The sequence below is a fragment of the Aeromonas sp. 600479 genome (assembly GCF_049175515.1).
Taxonomy (GTDB): Bacteria; Pseudomonadota; Gammaproteobacteria; order Enterobacterales; family Aeromonadaceae; genus Aeromonas; species Aeromonas veronii_A.
In genome coordinates this window covers 14688-31376 of record NZ_JAAKVF010000015.1, presented here as the reverse complement: position 1 = coordinate 31376, position 16689 = coordinate 14688, and the positions used below count along the sequence as shown (strand labels likewise).

The following is a 16689-nucleotide window of genomic DNA, read 5'->3' as shown; positions in this document are numbered from 1 at the left end:
AAGCAATTCCTGTGCTGGCTTGCCGCCAGTCTCATCGGTGCCAGCATCAAGCCGGCACCTCGCAATCCAGGTGGGCAATCGCATCGCGGCTCACTGCGGCGCGGCGCGCCCCGGTCAGTTCGGTGAGCTGGCCCTGACGCATCTCCAGCAGGCGATCGGCCAGCGGGAAGTAGTGATCGTCGTGACTGATGGCAATCACCGTCTTGCCCATCTCCTTGAGGCGCGGCAACAGCACCTGATAGAAGATGCGACGGAACTGGGGATCCTGATCCGCGGCCCACTCGTCAAACAGCATCACCTCGCGCTGCTCGGCCAGCGCCAGCAGCAGAGCGACCCGCTTGCGCTGCCCTTGGGAGAGATCGATATCGGCGATAAAGCCATCCTCGATGGTGAGCTTGCTGCCCATCTGCAACCGCTCCAGCCACTCGGCCACCAGCTCATCCTTGGGTTCCGGCCCCAGCAGGTGCTGGAACAGGTGATAGTCGGTGAAGATGGCGGAGAAGAGCGCCAGATAGCCGTTGCGATCGGTGATCGGCTCACCATCCAGCAGGATCCGGCCCGATACCGGCTGGTAAAGGCCGGTCAGCAGCATGGCCAGGGTCGACTTGCCGGAGCCATTGCCGCCGATGATGAAGGTCTGCTCCCCCTTTTCGATGACCAGATCGATGGGGCCAACGGCAAAACCGCCCTCCCCCTGATAGTGAAAGCTCACCTGCTCCAGCTCGATACGCTGCCAGGGTCGGATGGCGGGCGGCAGCGGGAAGTCCGCATCCGGCTCGGCCAGATTGAGGGCGGCGATCTTGTCGAACGCCACCTGAGCGGCAAGCAGGGTCGGCAGGGCGCCAATCCCCTGCAACAGCGGGGTGCGCAGGAACAGCAGGGTCAGCGCAAAGGTGGCGGCCACATTGGTGTTGGCCCAGCCAAGGCCGTTGGCCAGAAAGAAGACCAGACCGATGGCCCCCAGCATCATGATATTCGACCAGTTCACCGCGCTCAGGTGATAGGTGTCGGCGCGAATGATCTGCTGGCGGTAGTCACGGGCATTTTGCTCATAGAGCTGGTGATAGACGAAGTGAGCCCGCTCGCGGTTGAGCGCCAGCTCCTTGCTGCCGGCGATGATGGCCTGATAGTTCTGATAGAGCCGATCTTCGGCCTGACGCATGTGGGAGAGATGGCGATAAACACGGTTCACCAGCAGCCAGCCCACCACCATGGTGACGGTGACCCAGAGCGCGGTCACCCCGAGCAGGGCCGGAGAGAGCCAGCCGAGATAGAGGGCAGAACCCAGCGTGAGCACCAGCCCCTGCACCAGCTCCGGCAGGCGCACGAAGGCAATGGTGATCTGGCCGATATCGCTGGAGAGGGAGGCCAGCAGCGGCCCCTGACCAATCTGGCGGATGCGGGCGACATCGGTATCCAGCAGTTGCTTGAGCAGACGGCCGCGCAACCGGTAGACAAAATGGTGACCGAGAGTGGTCAGGGCCAGCTGAGATCCGAGTGTGATCACCAGCAGCAACACAATCAGGCCGACCAGCTGACCGAGGATCGGCAGCGGATCACCTATAGATTCGATAAGAGACTGATTGATAAAAGCAATGACACCAATCCCACTGACGGCACTGAGCAGACTGAGCAGGGTAATGGCGATAAAGGGCCAACGATATTGGCGATAAACCAGAGACAAGAGTTCCATAACGGACCGGTATTCCAGAGAGATCAGAACAACTGCGGGTGAAAAGAAGGGCGGGAACCTGGTTCCCGCCCGATTTCGATTACCAGCGGTAGTTGATGCTGCCCACTACGCTGCGCGGCTCGCCGTAGTAGCAGTAGTAGTCACAACTGGCCACGTAGGTTTCACCCAGCAGGTTGTTGACGTTGAGCTGGGCACGCCAGTTCTTGGCAAAGTCATACCCGATCATCGCATCCCACACGGTATGGGCCGGCACCTCGGCAGAGCCGTAGATGGGGGTGTAGTCCGCATTCACGGCGCCAATACCCACGCTGGAACCGATATAACGTACACCGGTCCCCAGCTCCAGACCCGAAGCCACCCCTTGCTGCACCTTGTAGTTACCCCAGAAGGAGGCCTGATGGCGCGGGATCAGGCTGGCACGGCGATCGCCACTGCCGGTGTCGTTGGTTTTGGCATCGGTGTAGGTATAAGCAGCGGTCAGACGCAGCGCATCGGTCACCTGCACGCTCCCTTCCAGCTCAACCCCCTGAGAGGTCACTTCACCCGCCTGGGTCTGCTGGCCGGAACCGGTAGAGACCAGCGAGTTGGTCTGGGCCAGATCGAACAGCGCCAGATTGATGTATCCGTCGAGGAAGGCTGGCGCATACTTCATGCCGGTCTCGTAGAGCTTGCCCTTGAGCGGCTTGTAGGAGTTTCGGGTGTTAGGATCAATCCCCGGCAGCACCTCGAACGACTCGGCATAGGCAAAGTAGGGAGAGAGGCCGTTGTCAGCCAGATACATCAGGCTGCCCGAGAGGGAGAGCTCGTGATCGTACTGGCGCTCGTCCTTGCTGGTATTGGTGTTGTGGGTCTCCACATAGTCGAAACGGCCACCGGCAGTCAGCAACCAGCGATCGTCCCAGCGGATCTGGTGCTGGGCATAGAGGCCGCTCTGGCCCTTGCTGCTCTTCTGGTGAGTGGAGGTCGACTCGTCAAAACCGGGGAAGCCGCTGTAATCCGGGTTCATGGTATTGATGGAGCCCATGGCGTAGTTGTCGGCCTCGACCCCTTCATTGACGTGACGCTGCAGATCCACCCCCAGCAGCAAGGTCTGCTCGGTGCTGTCGGTGTTCCAGTAGCCCACCATCTGGTTGTCCATAGTGGCACTCTTGGTATTGCCATCACGGTAAACCAGGCCACGACTGGCAGTTGTGCCTTCATAGGTCGGGAAGATATAGGTCTGGCGCAGCAGCAGATCGTTGTAGTTGAAGCGGACGTTCTGCTTGAACTCCCAGGCCTGGTTGAGCTGGTGGGCCAGCTCATAACCGGTGGAGATCTGGGTATTGCGGTTGCGATCGTAATCCGGCTGGCTCAGGTTGGTGGAGGGATCAATCTGGCCACCTGACGTATTCAGGGTGCCATAGACCGGGAAGAAACCGTTGGTCGGGACCCCTTCGTCGTGCAGGAAACTGGCCAGCAGGGTCAGGCTGGTAAGATCCGAAAGATCGAAGGTGACGCTCGGCGCCAGATAAACCCGATCGTTGTAGGTGCCGGTAAGCACTCCATCACGCTCTTTATAAAGAGCAACCATGCGGTAGCGGCTGTTGTCGGAGAGCGCGTCAGAGACGTCCACCCCGACCTGACGGTGATCCCGGCTGCCAAGCTGCAGATCCACCTGCCCTTGCGGCGTGGCGGTCGGTCGCTTGCTGATGGCATTGATCACCCCGCCCGGAGGCGCCTCACCGTAAAGGATCGAGGCTGGCCCCTTCAGCACTTCCACACTATCCAGACCGAACGGTTCCGGCGTCCAGACGTAGTAGCCGGTGCCAAACAAGCGGTTGCCATCCAGATAAGAGGAGGCATCGAAGCCACGCACCTTGAACCAGTCGGTGTTGTTGTCTGAGCCATAGAGGCCGGTCAATACGCCGGAACGGTAGCGAATCGCTTCATCCAGCTGCAACACGGCGTGCTGATCCAGCTCCTCGCGATTAACCACGGAAACGGCGCGAGGGGTCTCGGCCATCGGCACTTCCACCTTCATAGCCGTACCTGTCACCACCATGGTTTCGCTGGCTTTGGGCAGCTCAGCGGTGGTTTGTTCGGCCATCAGCGGCAGGGAGACGAGCAAACCGGAGAGCGAAAGCACGCCGAAGGCGCCCTTCTTGCCGGGTCCTGTAGTGTATTTTTGCGCAATCATATTAAAGTCTCGTTTATCAATGAGTTATGTTGTTTTAATTGTTATTTGTGGTCGTTTGTCACGACATCACCCTGTTCCATGGGCGAATAAAGCAGCGCAATCCTACTACAGGAGCCGTGATCGAATCGATTCAATAATTGCTAATCATTTGCATCTACATTGTTATCTGACTGCATCGTTGGCAGGATTTCGCGGAAGATGTGAGCCATCAGGAGAGCCATGAGCGGAGAAGAAAATTGAGAGGAAAATAAAGAAGCAGAAAAAAGATCGGCAGGATGGATCCGGCGGCATTATCTGACTGGATCCATTATCCCCAAGCTTTATCCATATTTATCCACACCCTTTGGCGGTAGAATCCGGCTTTCCGTTTCTTTGTCTGAAATCAGGATCCATTCCATGGCCAAACTCAATCTCGTCGTCGGCTCCATGCTGGGCGCCGCCGAATATGTCGCAGACCACGTCGCCAACCTGCTGGAACAGGCTGGCCACCAGACCCGGATCCACAACCCGGCCAAGCTGGCAGAGGTGCTGGATGATGCGGGATCCATCCTGTTGGTGGTCACCTCGACCCACGGTGCCGGGGATGTGCCCGACAACCTGCAACCCTTCGCCAAGGATCTTGCCGAGCAGCATCCGGATCTTAATTCATTGAAATATGGCGTGATCGCCCTTGGCGACAGCAGTTATGACACCTTTTGCCAGGGTGGCAAGACGCTGGATCGGCTGCTGGCCGAGTGCGGTGCCAGCCGGATCGGCGAGCGGCTCGACATCGATGTGACCCAACACGAGATCCCGGAAGATGCCGCAGAAGTGTGGATCCGCGACTGGATGACGATGATCGCCTGATCAGCGTGCGGGAGATCCTGAAAAAAGCTTGATTTCCCCACTTATCCCCAGATCGACTATCCACCATGTTATTAACAGATTGATCCGGGGGAGTTGTTCTACAAGGTTACCCACAACGCCCAGGGGTAATGTGCATAACTACGGTGTAAAGCTCTGCAAAACCTATAGTTATCCATGTATTAGATCCAGACTGACAGACCTCTGTGTATAAAAGTCCTGGTTATCCCCTCGTTCACCAGGCCAGGATCCAAGCTTTTCCACAAGCTAGGATCGTCCTTAAATTAATGATCTTTATGATCAAAAAGTGCTTATCAACAGAAAGGGTGGATCCTAATAAGAGATCCAGTAAAAGATCGATCTAAAGATCCTTAAGATCTAATTAGTGGATCCTCCCTTCATACTGAACGTTAAGTAGACGTTCCCCTCAGGACGCGAAACAGATAGAATGTTCCGCCCTTTAGCCCAGGCAAATAAAGATCTTCAGGCGTGCAGATCAAGGTGATCCCAATGCAATACCATGAACAATTTGATGTGATCGTCGTCGGTGGCGGTCATGCCGGAACCGAAGCAGCAACAGCGGCAGCCCGTATGGGCATGAACACCCTGTTGCTGACCCACAATATCGATACGCTGGGACACATGTCCTGTAATCCGGCGATCGGCGGGATCGGCAAGGGACACCTGGTCAAGGAAGTTGACGCACTCGGCGGGATCATGGCGCGTGCCATCGATCTTGGCGGGATCCAGTTCCGCACCCTCAACTCCTCCAAGGGCCCGGCAGTGCGAGCCACTCGTGCCCAGGCGGATCGCCTGCTCTATAAGGCCGTCGTTCGCCAGATGCTGGAGAACTACCCGAACCTGAAGATCTTCCAGCAGGCCTGTGACGATCTGATCATGGACGGGGATCGTGTTGCCGGTGTGGTCACCCAGAGCGGGATCCGCATCAGCGGCAAGACTGTGGTGCTGACGGTCGGTACCTTCCTGAACGGGTTGATCCATATCGGGATGGAAAACTACAAGGGCGGCCGTGCCGGGGATCCTCCCTCGATCGCATTGGCCCAGCGCCTGCGTGAACTGCCGCTGCGCATCGATCGTCTCAAGACGGGCACCCCGCCGCGCATCGATGCCCGCAGCGTCGATTTCTCCGTCATGCAGGAACAGCACGGCGACGATCCGCGTCCGGTCTTCTCGTTTATCGGCAATGCCAGTCAGCATCCTCGTCAGGTGCCCTGCTACGTCACCCACACCAACGAGCGCACCCACGAGGTGATCCGCAATAACCTGGATCGCAGCCCCATGTACGCCGGGGTGATCGAAGGGATCGGCCCGCGCTACTGCCCGTCGATCGAAGACAAGATCACCCGTTTCGCCGACAAGACGGCGCACCAGATCTTCGTCGAGCCGGAAGGCCTGACCACCCACGAACTCTATCCGAACGGGATCTCCACCAGCCTGCCGTTTGACGTGCAGGTGCAGATCGTCCGTTCCGTGCGCGGCTTCGAGAATGCCCACATCACCCGCCCCGGCTATGCCATCGAATATGATTTCTTCGATCCGCGGGATCTCAAGGCCAACATGGAGAGCAAGTGCATTCCAAACCTGTTCTTCGCTGGCCAAATCAACGGCACGACCGGTTACGAAGAGGCGGCGGCACAAGGCCTGATGGCCGGTCTGAACGCGGCCCTGCGTGCCCAGGACAAGGATCCCTGGAATCCTCGTCGGGATCAGGCCTACATGGGCGTGATGATGGACGATCTCTCCACCCTGGGGACCCGCGAGCCTTACCGCATGTTCACCAGCCGCGCCGAATATCGCCTGCTGCTGCGGGAAGACAACGCCGATATCCGCCTGACTGCCATCGGTCGCGAACTGGGTCTGGTGGATGACGAGCGCTGGAGCAAATTCAACGCCAAGATGGAACAGGTCGAGCTGGAGCGTCAGCGCATGCGTTCAACCTGGATCCACCCGCAACATCCGTCACTGGAAGCGGTCAACGCCCTGGTCAACACCCCGCTGACCCGCGAACAGAGTCTGGAAGAGCTGCTGCGTCGCCCCGAGGTGACCTATGATGCGCTGATGGCCATCGAAGGGGTTGGCCCCTCCGTGACCGATCCTGCCGCGGCCGAACAGGTTGAGATCCAGATCAAGTACGCCGGTTACATCGAGCGTCAGCACGATGAAGTGGAAAAACAGCTGCGCAACGAGAACACCCTGCTGCCGCTGGATCTGGACTATCGCGAGGTGAACGGCCTCTCCAACGAGGTGAAAGCCAAGCTGAACGATGCCAAGCCGCAGACCATTGGTCAGGCTTCCCGCATCTCCGGCATCACCCCGGCAGCCATCTCCATCCTGCTGGTTCACCTGAAAAAACACGGCCTGCTGCGTAAAACCGCCTGAGGATTCTTACCGTTGGAAAATATGCTGGAAAGATTGAACGGCCTGCTCAAGCAGGCCGAAATTGTTATCACCGATACCCAAAAGAGCCAACTGGTGCAGTTGGTCGAGTTGCTGCACAAGTGGAACAAGGCTTACAATCTCACCTCGGTGCGAGATCCGGACGCCATGCTGGTCAAGCATATCCTCGATAGCCTGGTGGTAAGCCCCCACTTGCACGGTGAGCGCTTCATCGACGTGGGGACAGGTCCCGGCCTGCCGGGATTGCCGCTGGCGATCATCAATCCGGACAAGCAGTTCGTCCTGCTCGACAGTCTGGGCAAGCGGATCAACTTCATCCGCCAGGTGATCCAGGAGCTGGGTCTGACTAATGTGACGCCGGTCAAATCCCGGGTTGAAGAGTATCAACCTGAGGTGGGGTTTGATGGTGTACTGAGTCGGGCATTTGCCTCGCTGGAGGACATGCTGAGCTGGTGTCACCACCTGCCGTCAGAACAGGGTTGCTTCCTGGCGCTCAAGGGACAATATCCCGAGCAGGAGCTGGCCCAGTTGCCTGCCAATATCCGTCTGGTAGCCTGTCATGAGTTGCGGGTGCCGGAGCTGGAAGGCGAACGTCATCTGCTGGAATTCAAACATATCCAGCCCGAATAGGGTCGCAGTTTCATTTAGGGGATCGTGTGGGAAAAGTCATCGCCATAGCCAACCAGAAGGGTGGAGTGGGTAAAACCACCACCTGTGTGAATCTGGCCGCCTCCATGGCTGCCACCCGGCGCAAGGTGCTGGTGATCGATCTGGATCCGCAGGGCAATGCCACCATGGGCAGCGGTGTCGACAAGTATGACGTCGAGCGCACCGCCTATGAGCTGCTGATCGAGGATGCCCCCATCAGCGAAGTGATCATCCCCGAAACCACCGGGGGCTATCACCTGATTGCCGCCAACGCCGACGTGACCGCGGCCGAAATCCGTCTGATGGAATTTTTCGCCCGCGAAATCCGCCTGCGCAATGCGCTGGCTTCGGTGCGGGACAAATACGACTACGTCTTCATCGACTGCCCGCCCTCTCTCAACATGCTGACCGTGAACGCCATGGCCGCCGCCGACTCCGTGCTGGTGCCCATGCAGTGCGAATATTACGCGCTGGAGGGGCTCACCGCCCTGGTCGACACCATCAGCAAGCTGGCCGCCGTGGTCAATCCGGAGCTCAAGATCGAAGGGGTGCTGCGCACCATGTTCGATCACCGCAACCGGCTGGCCAATGATGTGTCCGATCAGCTAAAACAGCACTTTGGCGACAAAGTCTACCGCACCATCATTCCCCGCAACGTTAGACTGGCTGAGGCCCCGAGTTTCGGTGCCCCGGCCATGCACTATGACAAATCATCGGTGGGCGCCAAGGCCTACCTGGCACTGGCTGGCGAGATCCTGCGCCGCCAGGAGCAGGAACGTCAGGCGACCATCGCAGACCGAGAGAGCATATGACTCCGAAAAAACGTGGACTGGGCAAGGGGCTGGATGCCCTGCTCAGTACCAGCACGGCTGCCCGCCAGAAACAGGTGATGAGCGATCAACGTACTGAAGAGGCCATGGCCCCCACCAATCAGGGCGAGCTGCGCAAGCTGCCGGTGGAGTGGTTGCAGTCCGGCAAGTACCAGCCCCGCAAAGACATGTCCCAGGATGCACTGGAAGAGCTTGCCAACTCCATCCGCGCTCAGGGGGTGATCCAGCCCATCGTGGTACGCCCTCTCGGCGAACAATCCTTCGAAATCATCGCCGGTGAGCGGCGCTGGCGCGCGTCCCAACTGGCGCGGCTCGAGGTGGTGCCCTGCATCGTCAAGAATGTACCCGACGAGGCTGCCGTCGCCATCGCGCTGATTGAGAATATTCAGCGGGAAGACCTCAATGCCATCGAAGAGGCGGTCGCTCTACAAAGACTGCTGACCGAATTCGAACTCACCCACCAGCAGGTGGCCGAGGCGGTGGGCAAGTCCCGCACCACGGTGACCAACCTGCTGCGTCTTAACCAGCTCAACGACGATGTGAAGCGTTTCGTTGAACATGGCGACCTCGATATGGGCCATGCCCGTGCCCTGCTGGCTCTGAGCGGCCAGGCCCAGTCCGAACTGGCCAAGCTGGTTGCCCAGAAAGGGTTGACCGTGCGCGATACCGAGAAGCTGGTGCAAAAAGCGCTCGAACCGGCAAAAGCCAGGGTTGAACCGGCCCGTGATCCGCAGATCGGCTACCTGGAGCGCCAACTGGCAGAAAAAATTGGCAATCAGGTGCAACTTCAGCCTGGCAAGCGGGATAGCGGGAAGTTAGTAATAAGTTACGAGAATTTGTCCGATTTGGACCGTATATTGGGCTATTTTGGCGTGTCGGAATCGTGATTTTTACGCTTTTTGTAGTAATAAAACATCCATTCCTTTTGATATGACCATAACCCTGATTTGCCGCGGAAAGCCGCAAAAATTAAGGATTTTTGTCATATTGCAATAGCTGCCCTCAAGGGTATAATTTGACCGGCTTTAAGAGCTGTTAACATGGGGTCTTCGGATCCCGATTTTTTACAGTTCTGTAATGTTCAGGGGTAAGTTGGTGAAGCAGAAAATAGCCTTGGAAGGTTTGACACTGGCCTTGGTTATGCTCGTTTGTCAGCTCATCCTGATCCTGGCGATGAGTGCCGTCTGGTTTTACCTGACTGGTGCCAGCGCCGGTTATTCCGCCCTCTACGGAGGGGGGATGTACTGGGTTCCTCAAGCCTTGTTTACTGTCTGGGTGCTGCGCCGCAAGGTGACAACCGAGAGTGTAGGCCTGGTTTTGCGGGACTTTTATGGTGGGGCAGGGATTAAGCTCATTTCTACAACAGGTCTATTCGCCCTGATGTTTGGTGCGGGAGTCGAGGTCGTTACCGTCTCGTTTTTCGCCACTTATATCCTCGCCCTCGTTGTACAGTGGATGGTTTCATTCACGCTTAACAACCACTATTAGGAAAACTCATGTCTGCAACCGGAGAAGTCCTGACTCCTCAGGGATATATCTCCCACCACCTGACCCACCTTCAAGTCGGGTCCGGGTTCTGGACGGTCAATATCGACTCAATGGTATTTTCCGTCGTGCTAGGCGCCCTGTTTATCCTGCTGTTCCGCAAAGTAGCCGTTAATGCTACCAGCGGGGTGCCGGGTAAGCTGCAGTGCTTTGTGGAGATGCTGGTCGAGTTTGTGAATGGTAACGTCAAAGACATCTTTCACGGTCGCAACAAGGTCATCGCACCTTTGGGGCTGACGGTGTTTGTGTGGATCTTCCTGATGAACCTGATGGATCTGATCCCCGTTGACTTTATCCCTCACGCTGCACAATTGATGGGTATTCCCTATCTGCGTGTGGTTCCCTCTGCTGACGTTAACATCACCATGTCCATGGCTTTGGGCGTGTTCTTCTTGATCCTGTATTACAGCATCAAGGTCAAGGGTATCGGCGGGTTTGTGAAGGAGCTGACGCTTCAGCCTTTCAACCACCCGGCGGCCATCCCGGTTAACCTCATCCTGGAAACTGTTACGCTGATTTCCAAACCTGTTTCTCTGGGTCTTCGACTGTTCGGCAACATGTATGCTGGCGAACTGATCTTTATCCTGATTGCGGGTTTGTTACCCTGGTGGTCACAGTGGATCCTGTCCGTGCCTTGGGCAATTTTCCACATCCTGATCATCACTTTGCAGGCATTCATTTTCATGGTTCTGACCATCGTCTATCTGTCGATGGCGCAGGAAGACCATGGTTGATGCAACTCAAATAATCCTTTTTATACAATCAATTACATCTAAATAAATGGAGATCCTCATGGAAAACTTGAACATGGACCTGCTGTACATCGCTGCTGCAATGATGATGGGTCTGGCTGCTATCGGCGCTTCCATCGGTATCGGTATTCTGGGTGGCAAGTTCCTGGAAGGTGCTGCTCGTCAACCTGATCTGATCCCTGTTCTGCGTACCCAGTTCTTCATCGTAATGGGTCTGGTGGATGCGATCCCGATGATCGCCGTTGGTCTGGGTCTGTATGTGATGTTTGCGGTTGCTGGCTAAGTCGTTACGACATCTCCAGGCATAACCCATTAACTAACTAAAGAGGACATCGGCTGTGAATATCAACGCCACCCTCCTCGGCCAAGCAATTGCTTTTTTCTTCTTCGTTGTGTTTTGCATGAAGTATGTATGGCCGCCGCTGATGGCTGCCATCGAAGCCCGTCAGAAAGCTATTGCTGACGGTCTCTCTTCTGCCGAACGAGCCAAGAAAGATCTGGATTTGGCCAAGGCCAATGCCGTCGATCAGCTGAAAGAAGCCAAGCTGCAGGCTGCTGAAATCATTGAACAGGCCAACAAACGCAAGGCCCAGATCATTGATGAGGCAACTGTCGGTGCTCAGGCTGAGCGGGAAAAAATCCTGGCTCAAGGCCGTGCCGAGATTGAAGCTGAACGTCATCGTGCCAAAGAGGAACTGCGCAAGCAGGTTGCTGCTCTTGCCATTGCGGGTGCAGAGAAGATCCTGGCGCGCCAAATCGACCAGGCTGCCAACAGCGACATCGTCGACAAACTGGTAGCTGAACTGTAACGGGAACGGGGCTATGTCTGAACTGACTACAATCGCTCGCCCCTACGCCAAGGCTGCTTTCGAGTTTGCCGTTGAGCACAAGGCGGTTGATCAGTGGCTGGGGATGCTCAGCTTCGCTGCGGAAGTAGTGAAGAACGAGACCATCCACTCCCTGGTTAACGGCTCTGTGGCTGCCGACGAGCTGGCAAAACTGTTTGTCAGCATCTGCGGGGAGCAACTCGACGAGCATGGCCAGAACCTGATCCGGGTAATGGCAGAGAATGGTCGCTTGGGTGTGCTGCCGGCGGTCGTTGCCGAATTTGTGGTGTTCAAGTCTGAACTGGACAAAGAAGTTCAGGCTGACGTGATTTCGGCGATTGCACTGACCGACCAGCAGAAAGCCAATATTCAGGCTTCTCTGGAACAACGTCTCGCGCGCAAAGTGAAGCTGAATTGCAGCATCGACGCGTCCTTGATGGCCGGGGTGCTCATCAAGGCCGGTGATCTGGTTATCGACGGAACTGTCCGCGGTAAGCTGGATCGCATGGCTGACGCGCTGCAATCTTGATTGGGGTATTAGAGCATGCAACTGAATTCCACTGAAATCGCCGAGCTGATCAAGCAGCGCATTGCGCAGTTTGATGTAAAGAGCGAAGCGCGTAACGAAGGTACCATCGTCTCCGTGAGTGACGGTATCATTCGTATCCACGGCCTGGCCGATGCCATGCAGGGTGAGATGATCGAGCTGCCGGGCAACCGCTACGCTCTGGCATTGAACCTGGAGCGTGACTCCGTTGGTGCCGTAGTGATGGGTCCCTATGCCGATCTGGCCGAAGGGATGAAAGTAAAAGGTACTGGCCGCATTCTGGAAGTGCCGGTCGGTCGTGGTCTGCTGGGCCGGGTGGTCAACACCCTGGGTCAGCCTATCGACGGTAAAGGTCCGGTCGAGCACGATGGCTTCTCTCCGGTAGAAGTGATTGCCCCGGGCGTTATCGAGCGTAAGTCTGTTGACCAGCCTGTCCAGACCGGTCTGAAAGCCATCGACTCCATGATCCCTATCGGTCGTGGCCAGCGTGAGCTGATCATCGGTGACCGCCAGGTAGGTAAAACTGCCATTGCGATCGACACCATCATCAACCAGAAAGACTCCGGCATTAAGTGTGTCTACGTTGCGATTGGCCAGAAGGCCTCCACCATCGCCAACGTGGTGCGCAAGCTGGAAGAGCACGGTGCTCTGGCCAACACCATAGTAGTGGTTGCCTCTGCTTCCGAAGCGGCTGCCCTGCAATACCTGGCTCCGTATTCAGGTTGCTCCATGGGTGAGTACTTCCGTGACCGCGGTGAAGATGCCCTGATCATTTATGATGACCTGTCCAAGCAGGCCGTTGCATATCGTCAGATCTCCCTGCTGCTGCGCCGTCCGCCAGGACGCGAAGCATTCCCGGGCGACGTATTCTATCTGCACTCCCGTCTGCTGGAGCGTGCAGCTCGCGTCAACGACGAGTACGTAGAGAAGTTCACCAAGGGTGAAGTGAAGGGCAAAACCGGTTCTCTGACCGCGCTGCCGATCATCGAAACCCAGGCGGGCGACGTATCCGCGTTCGTTCCGACCAACGTGATCTCCATCACCGATGGTCAGATCTTCCTGACTTCCCAGTCTTTCAACGCCGGTATTCGTCCTGCGGTTGATCCGGGTATCTCCGTATCCCGTGTGGGTGGTGCCGCCCAGACCAAGATCGTCAAGAAGCTGTCCGGTGGTATCCGTACCGCGCTGGCCCAGTATCGCGAACTTGCTGCCTTTGCCCAGTTCTCTTCCGACCTGGACGATGCAACTCGCAAGCAGCTGGACCACGGTCAGAAAGTGACCGAGCTGATGAAACAGAAGCAGTACTCTCCGATGAGCGTGGCTCACCAGTCTCTGGTGCTGTTCGCCGCGGAAAAAGGCTATCTCTCTGATGTCGAGTTGAGCAAGATCCTCGACTTCGAAGCCGCTCTGCTCTCTTTCGCCGATACCCAGCATGCTGAGCTGATGGCTGAAATCAATGCCAAGGCTGACTACAACGACGCGATCGTTGGCAAGCTGACTGCGTTGCTGGATGACTTCAAGGCAACCCAGACCTGGTAAGCGAGTGTGGCAGCGCAAGCTGCCACCTGATGGAGAGAAGAGATGGCCGGCGCAAAAGAGATACGTAACAAGATCGGGAGTGTTAAAAACACTCAAAAGATCACCAGCGCTATGGAAATGGTGGCAGCAAGCAAGATGCGCCGTGCGCAGGATCGCATGTCTGCCAGCCGTCCGTACGCTGAAACCATGCGCAAGGTGATCGGCCATATCGCTCAGGGGAACCTGGAATACAAGCACCCCTACCTCATCGAACGTGAGGTCAAGCGAGTGGGTTACATCGTCGTCTCCACCGACCGTGGCCTGTGTGGTGGTCTGAACATCAACCTGTTCAAGGCTGCCCTCAATGATATGAAGCAATGGAGCGCGAAAGGTGCCAAGGTTGACCTGGCTCTGATCGGCAACAAAGCCTCCAACTTCTTTGAACGGCACGGCGCCAAGGTGAAAGCTCATGTCGCAGGACTGGGCGATAACCCGAGCGTCAATGACCTGATTGGTTCAGTCAAGGTCATGCTGAAGGCTTACGACAACGGTGAGATTGACAAGCTGTATCTGGTGTACAACAAGTTCGTCAACACCATGGTGCAGCAACCACGGGTCGATCAACTGCTGCCTTTGCCCGTAACTGAAGACAGCAAGCTCGCCAAGAAACACCACTGGGATTACCTCTATGAGCCGGATCCCAAGAAGCTGCTGGATACCCTGCTGGTTCGCTATGTCGAATCTCAGGTCTACCAAGGTGTAGTGGAAAACTTGGCCAGTGAACAGGCAGCCCGAATGGTTGCCATGCAAGCCGCGACTGACAACGCCGGTAACCTGATTAACGATCTGCAACTGGTATACAACAAGGCCCGTCAGGCCAGTATTACCCAGGAGCTGACAGAGATCGTATCCGGTGCTGCTGCGGTGTAAGGCAAGGGTTATCAAAGGTTTAGAGGATTTGACATGAGTAACGGTTTCATCGTCCAAATCATCGGCGCTGTAGTGGACATCGAGTTCCCGCAGAATGCCGTGCCCCAGGTGTACGATGCACTGAAGGTCGTTAGCGAAGGTCAAGGCCAGGGTCTGGTGCTGGAAGTTCAGCAACAGATCGGTGGCGGCGTCGTTCGTTGCATCACCATGGGTTCCTCCGACGGTCTGCGTCGTGGGTTGGAAGTAATGAATAGCGGTAAATCCATCCAGGTTCCGGTCGGTACTGCGACACTGGGTCGGATCATGAACGTACTGGGCGAGCCAATCGACGAGAAAGGCCCGATCGGTGAAGAAGAGAGCTGGTCAATCCACCGTGAAGCCCCCAGCTACGAAGATCAGTCCAACAGCACCGAGCTGCTGGAGACCGGCATCAAGGTTATCGACCTGGTATGTCCGTTCGCCAAGGGTGGTAAGGTTGGTCTGTTCGGTGGTGCCGGTGTAGGCAAAACCGTAAACATGATGGAGCTGATCCGTAACATCGCGATCGAACACAGTGGTTACTCTGTATTCGCCGGTGTAGGTGAGCGTACCCGTGAGGGTAACGACTTCTACCACGAGATGATGGAGTCCAACGTACTGGACAAAGTATCTCTGGTTTACGGTCAGATGAACGAGCCGCCCGGAAACCGTCTGCGCGTAGCGTTGACCGGCCTGACCATGGCCGAGAAGTTCCGTGACGAAGGTCGTGACGTGCTGTTCTTCGTGGACAACATCTACCGTTACACCCTGGCCGGTACCGAAGTATCCGCACTGCTGGGCCGTATGCCTTCCGCAGTAGGTTACCAGCCGACCCTGGCCGAGGAGATGGGTGTTCTGCAAGAACGTATCACCTCCACCAAGACCGGTTCCATCACATCCGTACAGGCCGTTTACGTTCCTGCGGATGACTTGACTGACCCGTCTCCGGCGACCACCTTCGCCCACCTGGATGCGACCGTCGTACTGTCCCGTCAGATCGCGGCACTGGGTATCTACCCGGCCGTTGACCCGCTGGACTCTACCTCTCGTCAGCTGGATCCGCTGGTGGTTGGCAAGGAGCACTACGAGACCGCTCGTGGCGTTCAGACCGTACTGCAGCGCTACAAAGAGCTGAAGGACATCATCGCCATCCTGGGTATGGATGAACTGTCAGAAGAAGACAAACTGACCGTAGCCCGTGCCCGTAAGATCGAGCGTTTCCTGTCCCAGCCGTTCTTCGTTGCAGAAGTGTTTACCGGTTCTCCGGGTAAATACGTGCCGCTGAAAGAGACCATCCGTGGTTTCCAGGGCATCCTGAAAGGCGAGTATGACGATCTGCCCGAGCAGGCGTTCTACATGGTTGGCGGTATCGACGAAGTCGTCGAGAAATCCAAGAAACTGTAAGCCTCGACAGGAGGGCCCATGGCAGAGATGATCTCCTTTCACCTGGACGTGGTGAGCGCCGAAGGAAAACTGTTTTCCGGTCGCGTGCAATCCGCTCAGGTATCAGGCTCCGAAGGTGAGTTGGGTCTCCGCCACGGTCATGCTCCGTTGCTGACTGCCATCAAGCCGGGCCTGGTCCGCTTGGTGAAGCAGAACGGAACTGAAGAGGTGCTGTACATCTCCGGCGGTATGCTGGAAGTACAACCTGAATCCGTGACCGTGCTGGCGGACACCGCGATTCGTGCTGACGACTTGGATGAGGCGAAAGCCCAGGAAGCCAAGCGCGCAGCCGAAGAGCGGATCCACAGCTCCCATGGTGATATCGACTACGCCCAGGCCGCCACCGAGCTGGCCAAGGCGATGGCTCAACTGCGAGTCATCGATATCGTCAAAAAGAATTACCGCTAATAACGGTGATGCAAAAAGCGACCTTCGGGTCGCTTTTTTTTTACCCGTTGGATAGACTCCGCCGAGTATTTTTCATGTTCCAAAGGCCAATTT

16 protein-coding genes are annotated in these 16689 nt (G+C 56.7%); 14 read left to right on the top strand and 2 right to left on the bottom strand.

What is annotated here, in order from left to right; all coding sequences use genetic code 11:
* Positions 1–46: 46 nt before the first annotated feature.
* On the bottom strand, positions 47–1693 hold the full coding sequence (locus tag G5149_RS15385) for a multidrug ABC transporter permease/ATP-binding protein (RefSeq protein ID WP_421212864.1): 1647 nt from the start codon (positions 1691–1693) through the stop codon (positions 47–49).
* 79 nt (positions 1694–1772) lie between these two features.
* A complete protein-coding gene (locus tag G5149_RS15380) occupies positions 1773–3869 on the bottom strand; it encodes a TonB-dependent siderophore receptor (RefSeq protein ID WP_421212863.1) in 2097 nt (698 codons plus the stop codon).
* A 396-nt stretch (positions 3870–4265) separates the two neighbouring features.
* On the opposite strand from G5149_RS15380, the gene mioC reads away from it, so the two are divergent.
* From mioC to G5149_RS15310, 14 genes are all read left to right on the top strand, one after another.
* Positions 4266–4715 carry an FMN-binding protein MioC gene (gene mioC, locus G5149_RS15375; protein WP_033138545.1) on the top strand — a complete coding sequence of 150 codons (450 nt, stop codon included), beginning with the start codon at positions 4266–4268 and terminating at the stop codon, positions 4713–4715.
* Between the two features lie 507 nt (positions 4716–5222).
* Positions 5223–7112, top strand: coding sequence for a tRNA uridine-5-carboxymethylaminomethyl(34) synthesis enzyme MnmG (gene mnmG, locus G5149_RS15370; RefSeq protein WP_100654726.1), 1890 nt, complete (start codon positions 5223–5225; stop codon positions 7110–7112).
* A gap of 21 nt (positions 7113–7133) precedes the next feature.
* A complete protein-coding gene (gene rsmG, locus G5149_RS15365; protein ID WP_005339331.1) occupies positions 7134–7760 on the top strand; it encodes a 16S rRNA (guanine(527)-N(7))-methyltransferase RsmG in 627 nt (208 codons plus the stop codon).
* A gap of 26 nt (positions 7761–7786) precedes the next feature.
* Positions 7787–8590, top strand: coding sequence for a ParA family protein (locus G5149_RS15360; protein ID WP_005357226.1), 804 nt, complete (start codon positions 7787–7789; stop codon positions 8588–8590).
* Entirely contained in the window at positions 8587–9495 is a 909-nt protein-coding gene (locus G5149_RS15355) for a ParB/RepB/Spo0J family partition protein (RefSeq protein WP_421212860.1), read from the top strand. Before G5149_RS15360 ends, G5149_RS15355 begins: the two co-directional genes overlap by 4 nt.
* Positions 9496–9685: 190 nt before the next feature.
* A complete protein-coding gene (locus G5149_RS15350) occupies positions 9686–10096 on the top strand; it encodes an ATP synthase subunit I (RefSeq protein ID WP_421212858.1) in 411 nt (136 codons plus the stop codon).
* A gap of 8 nt (positions 10097–10104) precedes the next feature.
* Positions 10105–10887 carry a F0F1 ATP synthase subunit A gene (atpB, locus tag G5149_RS15345; protein ID WP_005342348.1) on the top strand — a complete coding sequence of 261 codons (783 nt, stop codon included), beginning with the start codon at positions 10105–10107 and terminating at the stop codon, positions 10885–10887.
* A 58-nt stretch (positions 10888–10945) separates the two neighbouring features.
* Positions 10946–11188, top strand: coding sequence for a F0F1 ATP synthase subunit C (gene atpE / locus G5149_RS15340; RefSeq protein ID WP_005307205.1), 243 nt, complete (start codon positions 10946–10948; stop codon positions 11186–11188).
* Between the two features lie 55 nt (positions 11189–11243).
* Entirely contained in the window at positions 11244–11714 is a 471-nt protein-coding gene (gene atpF, locus G5149_RS15335) for a F0F1 ATP synthase subunit B (RefSeq protein WP_204480536.1), read from the top strand.
* A gap of 13 nt (positions 11715–11727) precedes the next feature.
* Positions 11728–12261: a F0F1 ATP synthase subunit delta gene (gene atpH, locus G5149_RS15330; protein ID WP_204480539.1), complete on the top strand. Its 534-nt coding sequence runs from the start codon at positions 11728–11730 to the stop codon at positions 12259–12261.
* A gap of 15 nt (positions 12262–12276) precedes the next feature.
* Positions 12277–13818, top strand: a complete 1542-nt coding sequence (atpA, locus tag G5149_RS15325; protein WP_216952485.1) for a F0F1 ATP synthase subunit alpha — start codon at positions 12277–12279, stop codon at positions 13816–13818.
* A 42-nt stretch (positions 13819–13860) separates the two neighbouring features.
* The gene (atpG, locus tag G5149_RS15320) at positions 13861–14727 is read left to right on the top strand and encodes a F0F1 ATP synthase subunit gamma (RefSeq protein WP_041210471.1); all 867 of its coding nucleotides are present in this window, start codon (positions 13861–13863) and stop codon (positions 14725–14727) included.
* A gap of 33 nt (positions 14728–14760) precedes the next feature.
* On the top strand, positions 14761–16149 hold the full coding sequence (atpD, locus tag G5149_RS15315) for a F0F1 ATP synthase subunit beta (RefSeq protein WP_026455856.1): 1389 nt from the start codon (positions 14761–14763) through the stop codon (positions 16147–16149).
* Between the two features lie 18 nt (positions 16150–16167).
* Positions 16168–16596, top strand: coding sequence for a F0F1 ATP synthase subunit epsilon (locus tag G5149_RS15310; RefSeq protein WP_005339345.1), 429 nt, complete (start codon positions 16168–16170; stop codon positions 16594–16596).
* Positions 16597–16689: the final 93 nt, after the last annotated feature.

Coding starts and splice junctions, on each gene's coding strand:
- G5149_RS15385 (WP_421212864.1), bottom strand. CDS start 1,693: ATGGAACTCTTGTCTCTGGTTTATCGCCAATATCGTTGGCCCTTTATC.
- G5149_RS15380 (WP_421212863.1), bottom strand. CDS start 3,869: ATGATTGCGCAAAAATACACTACAGGACCCGGCAAGAAGGGCGCCTTC.
- mioC (WP_033138545.1), top strand. CDS start 4,266: ATGGCCAAACTCAATCTCGTCGTCGGCTCCATGCTGGGCGCCGCCGAA.
- mnmG (WP_100654726.1), top strand. CDS start 5,223: ATGCAATACCATGAACAATTTGATGTGATCGTCGTCGGTGGCGGTCAT.
- rsmG (WP_005339331.1), top strand. CDS start 7,134: ATGCTGGAAAGATTGAACGGCCTGCTCAAGCAGGCCGAAATTGTTATC.
- G5149_RS15355 (WP_421212860.1), top strand. CDS start 8,587: ATGACTCCGAAAAAACGTGGACTGGGCAAGGGGCTGGATGCCCTGCTC.
- G5149_RS15350 (WP_421212858.1), top strand. CDS start 9,686: ATGTTCAGGGGTAAGTTGGTGAAGCAGAAAATAGCCTTGGAAGGTTTG.
- atpB (WP_005342348.1), top strand. CDS start 10,105: ATGTCTGCAACCGGAGAAGTCCTGACTCCTCAGGGATATATCTCCCAC.
- atpE (WP_005307205.1), top strand. CDS start 10,946: ATGGAAAACTTGAACATGGACCTGCTGTACATCGCTGCTGCAATGATG.
- atpH (WP_204480539.1), top strand. CDS start 11,728: ATGTCTGAACTGACTACAATCGCTCGCCCCTACGCCAAGGCTGCTTTC.
- atpA (WP_216952485.1), top strand. CDS start 12,277: ATGCAACTGAATTCCACTGAAATCGCCGAGCTGATCAAGCAGCGCATT.
- atpG (WP_041210471.1), top strand. CDS start 13,861: ATGGCCGGCGCAAAAGAGATACGTAACAAGATCGGGAGTGTTAAAAAC.
- atpD (WP_026455856.1), top strand. CDS start 14,761: ATGAGTAACGGTTTCATCGTCCAAATCATCGGCGCTGTAGTGGACATC.
- G5149_RS15310 (WP_005339345.1), top strand. CDS start 16,168: ATGGCAGAGATGATCTCCTTTCACCTGGACGTGGTGAGCGCCGAAGGA.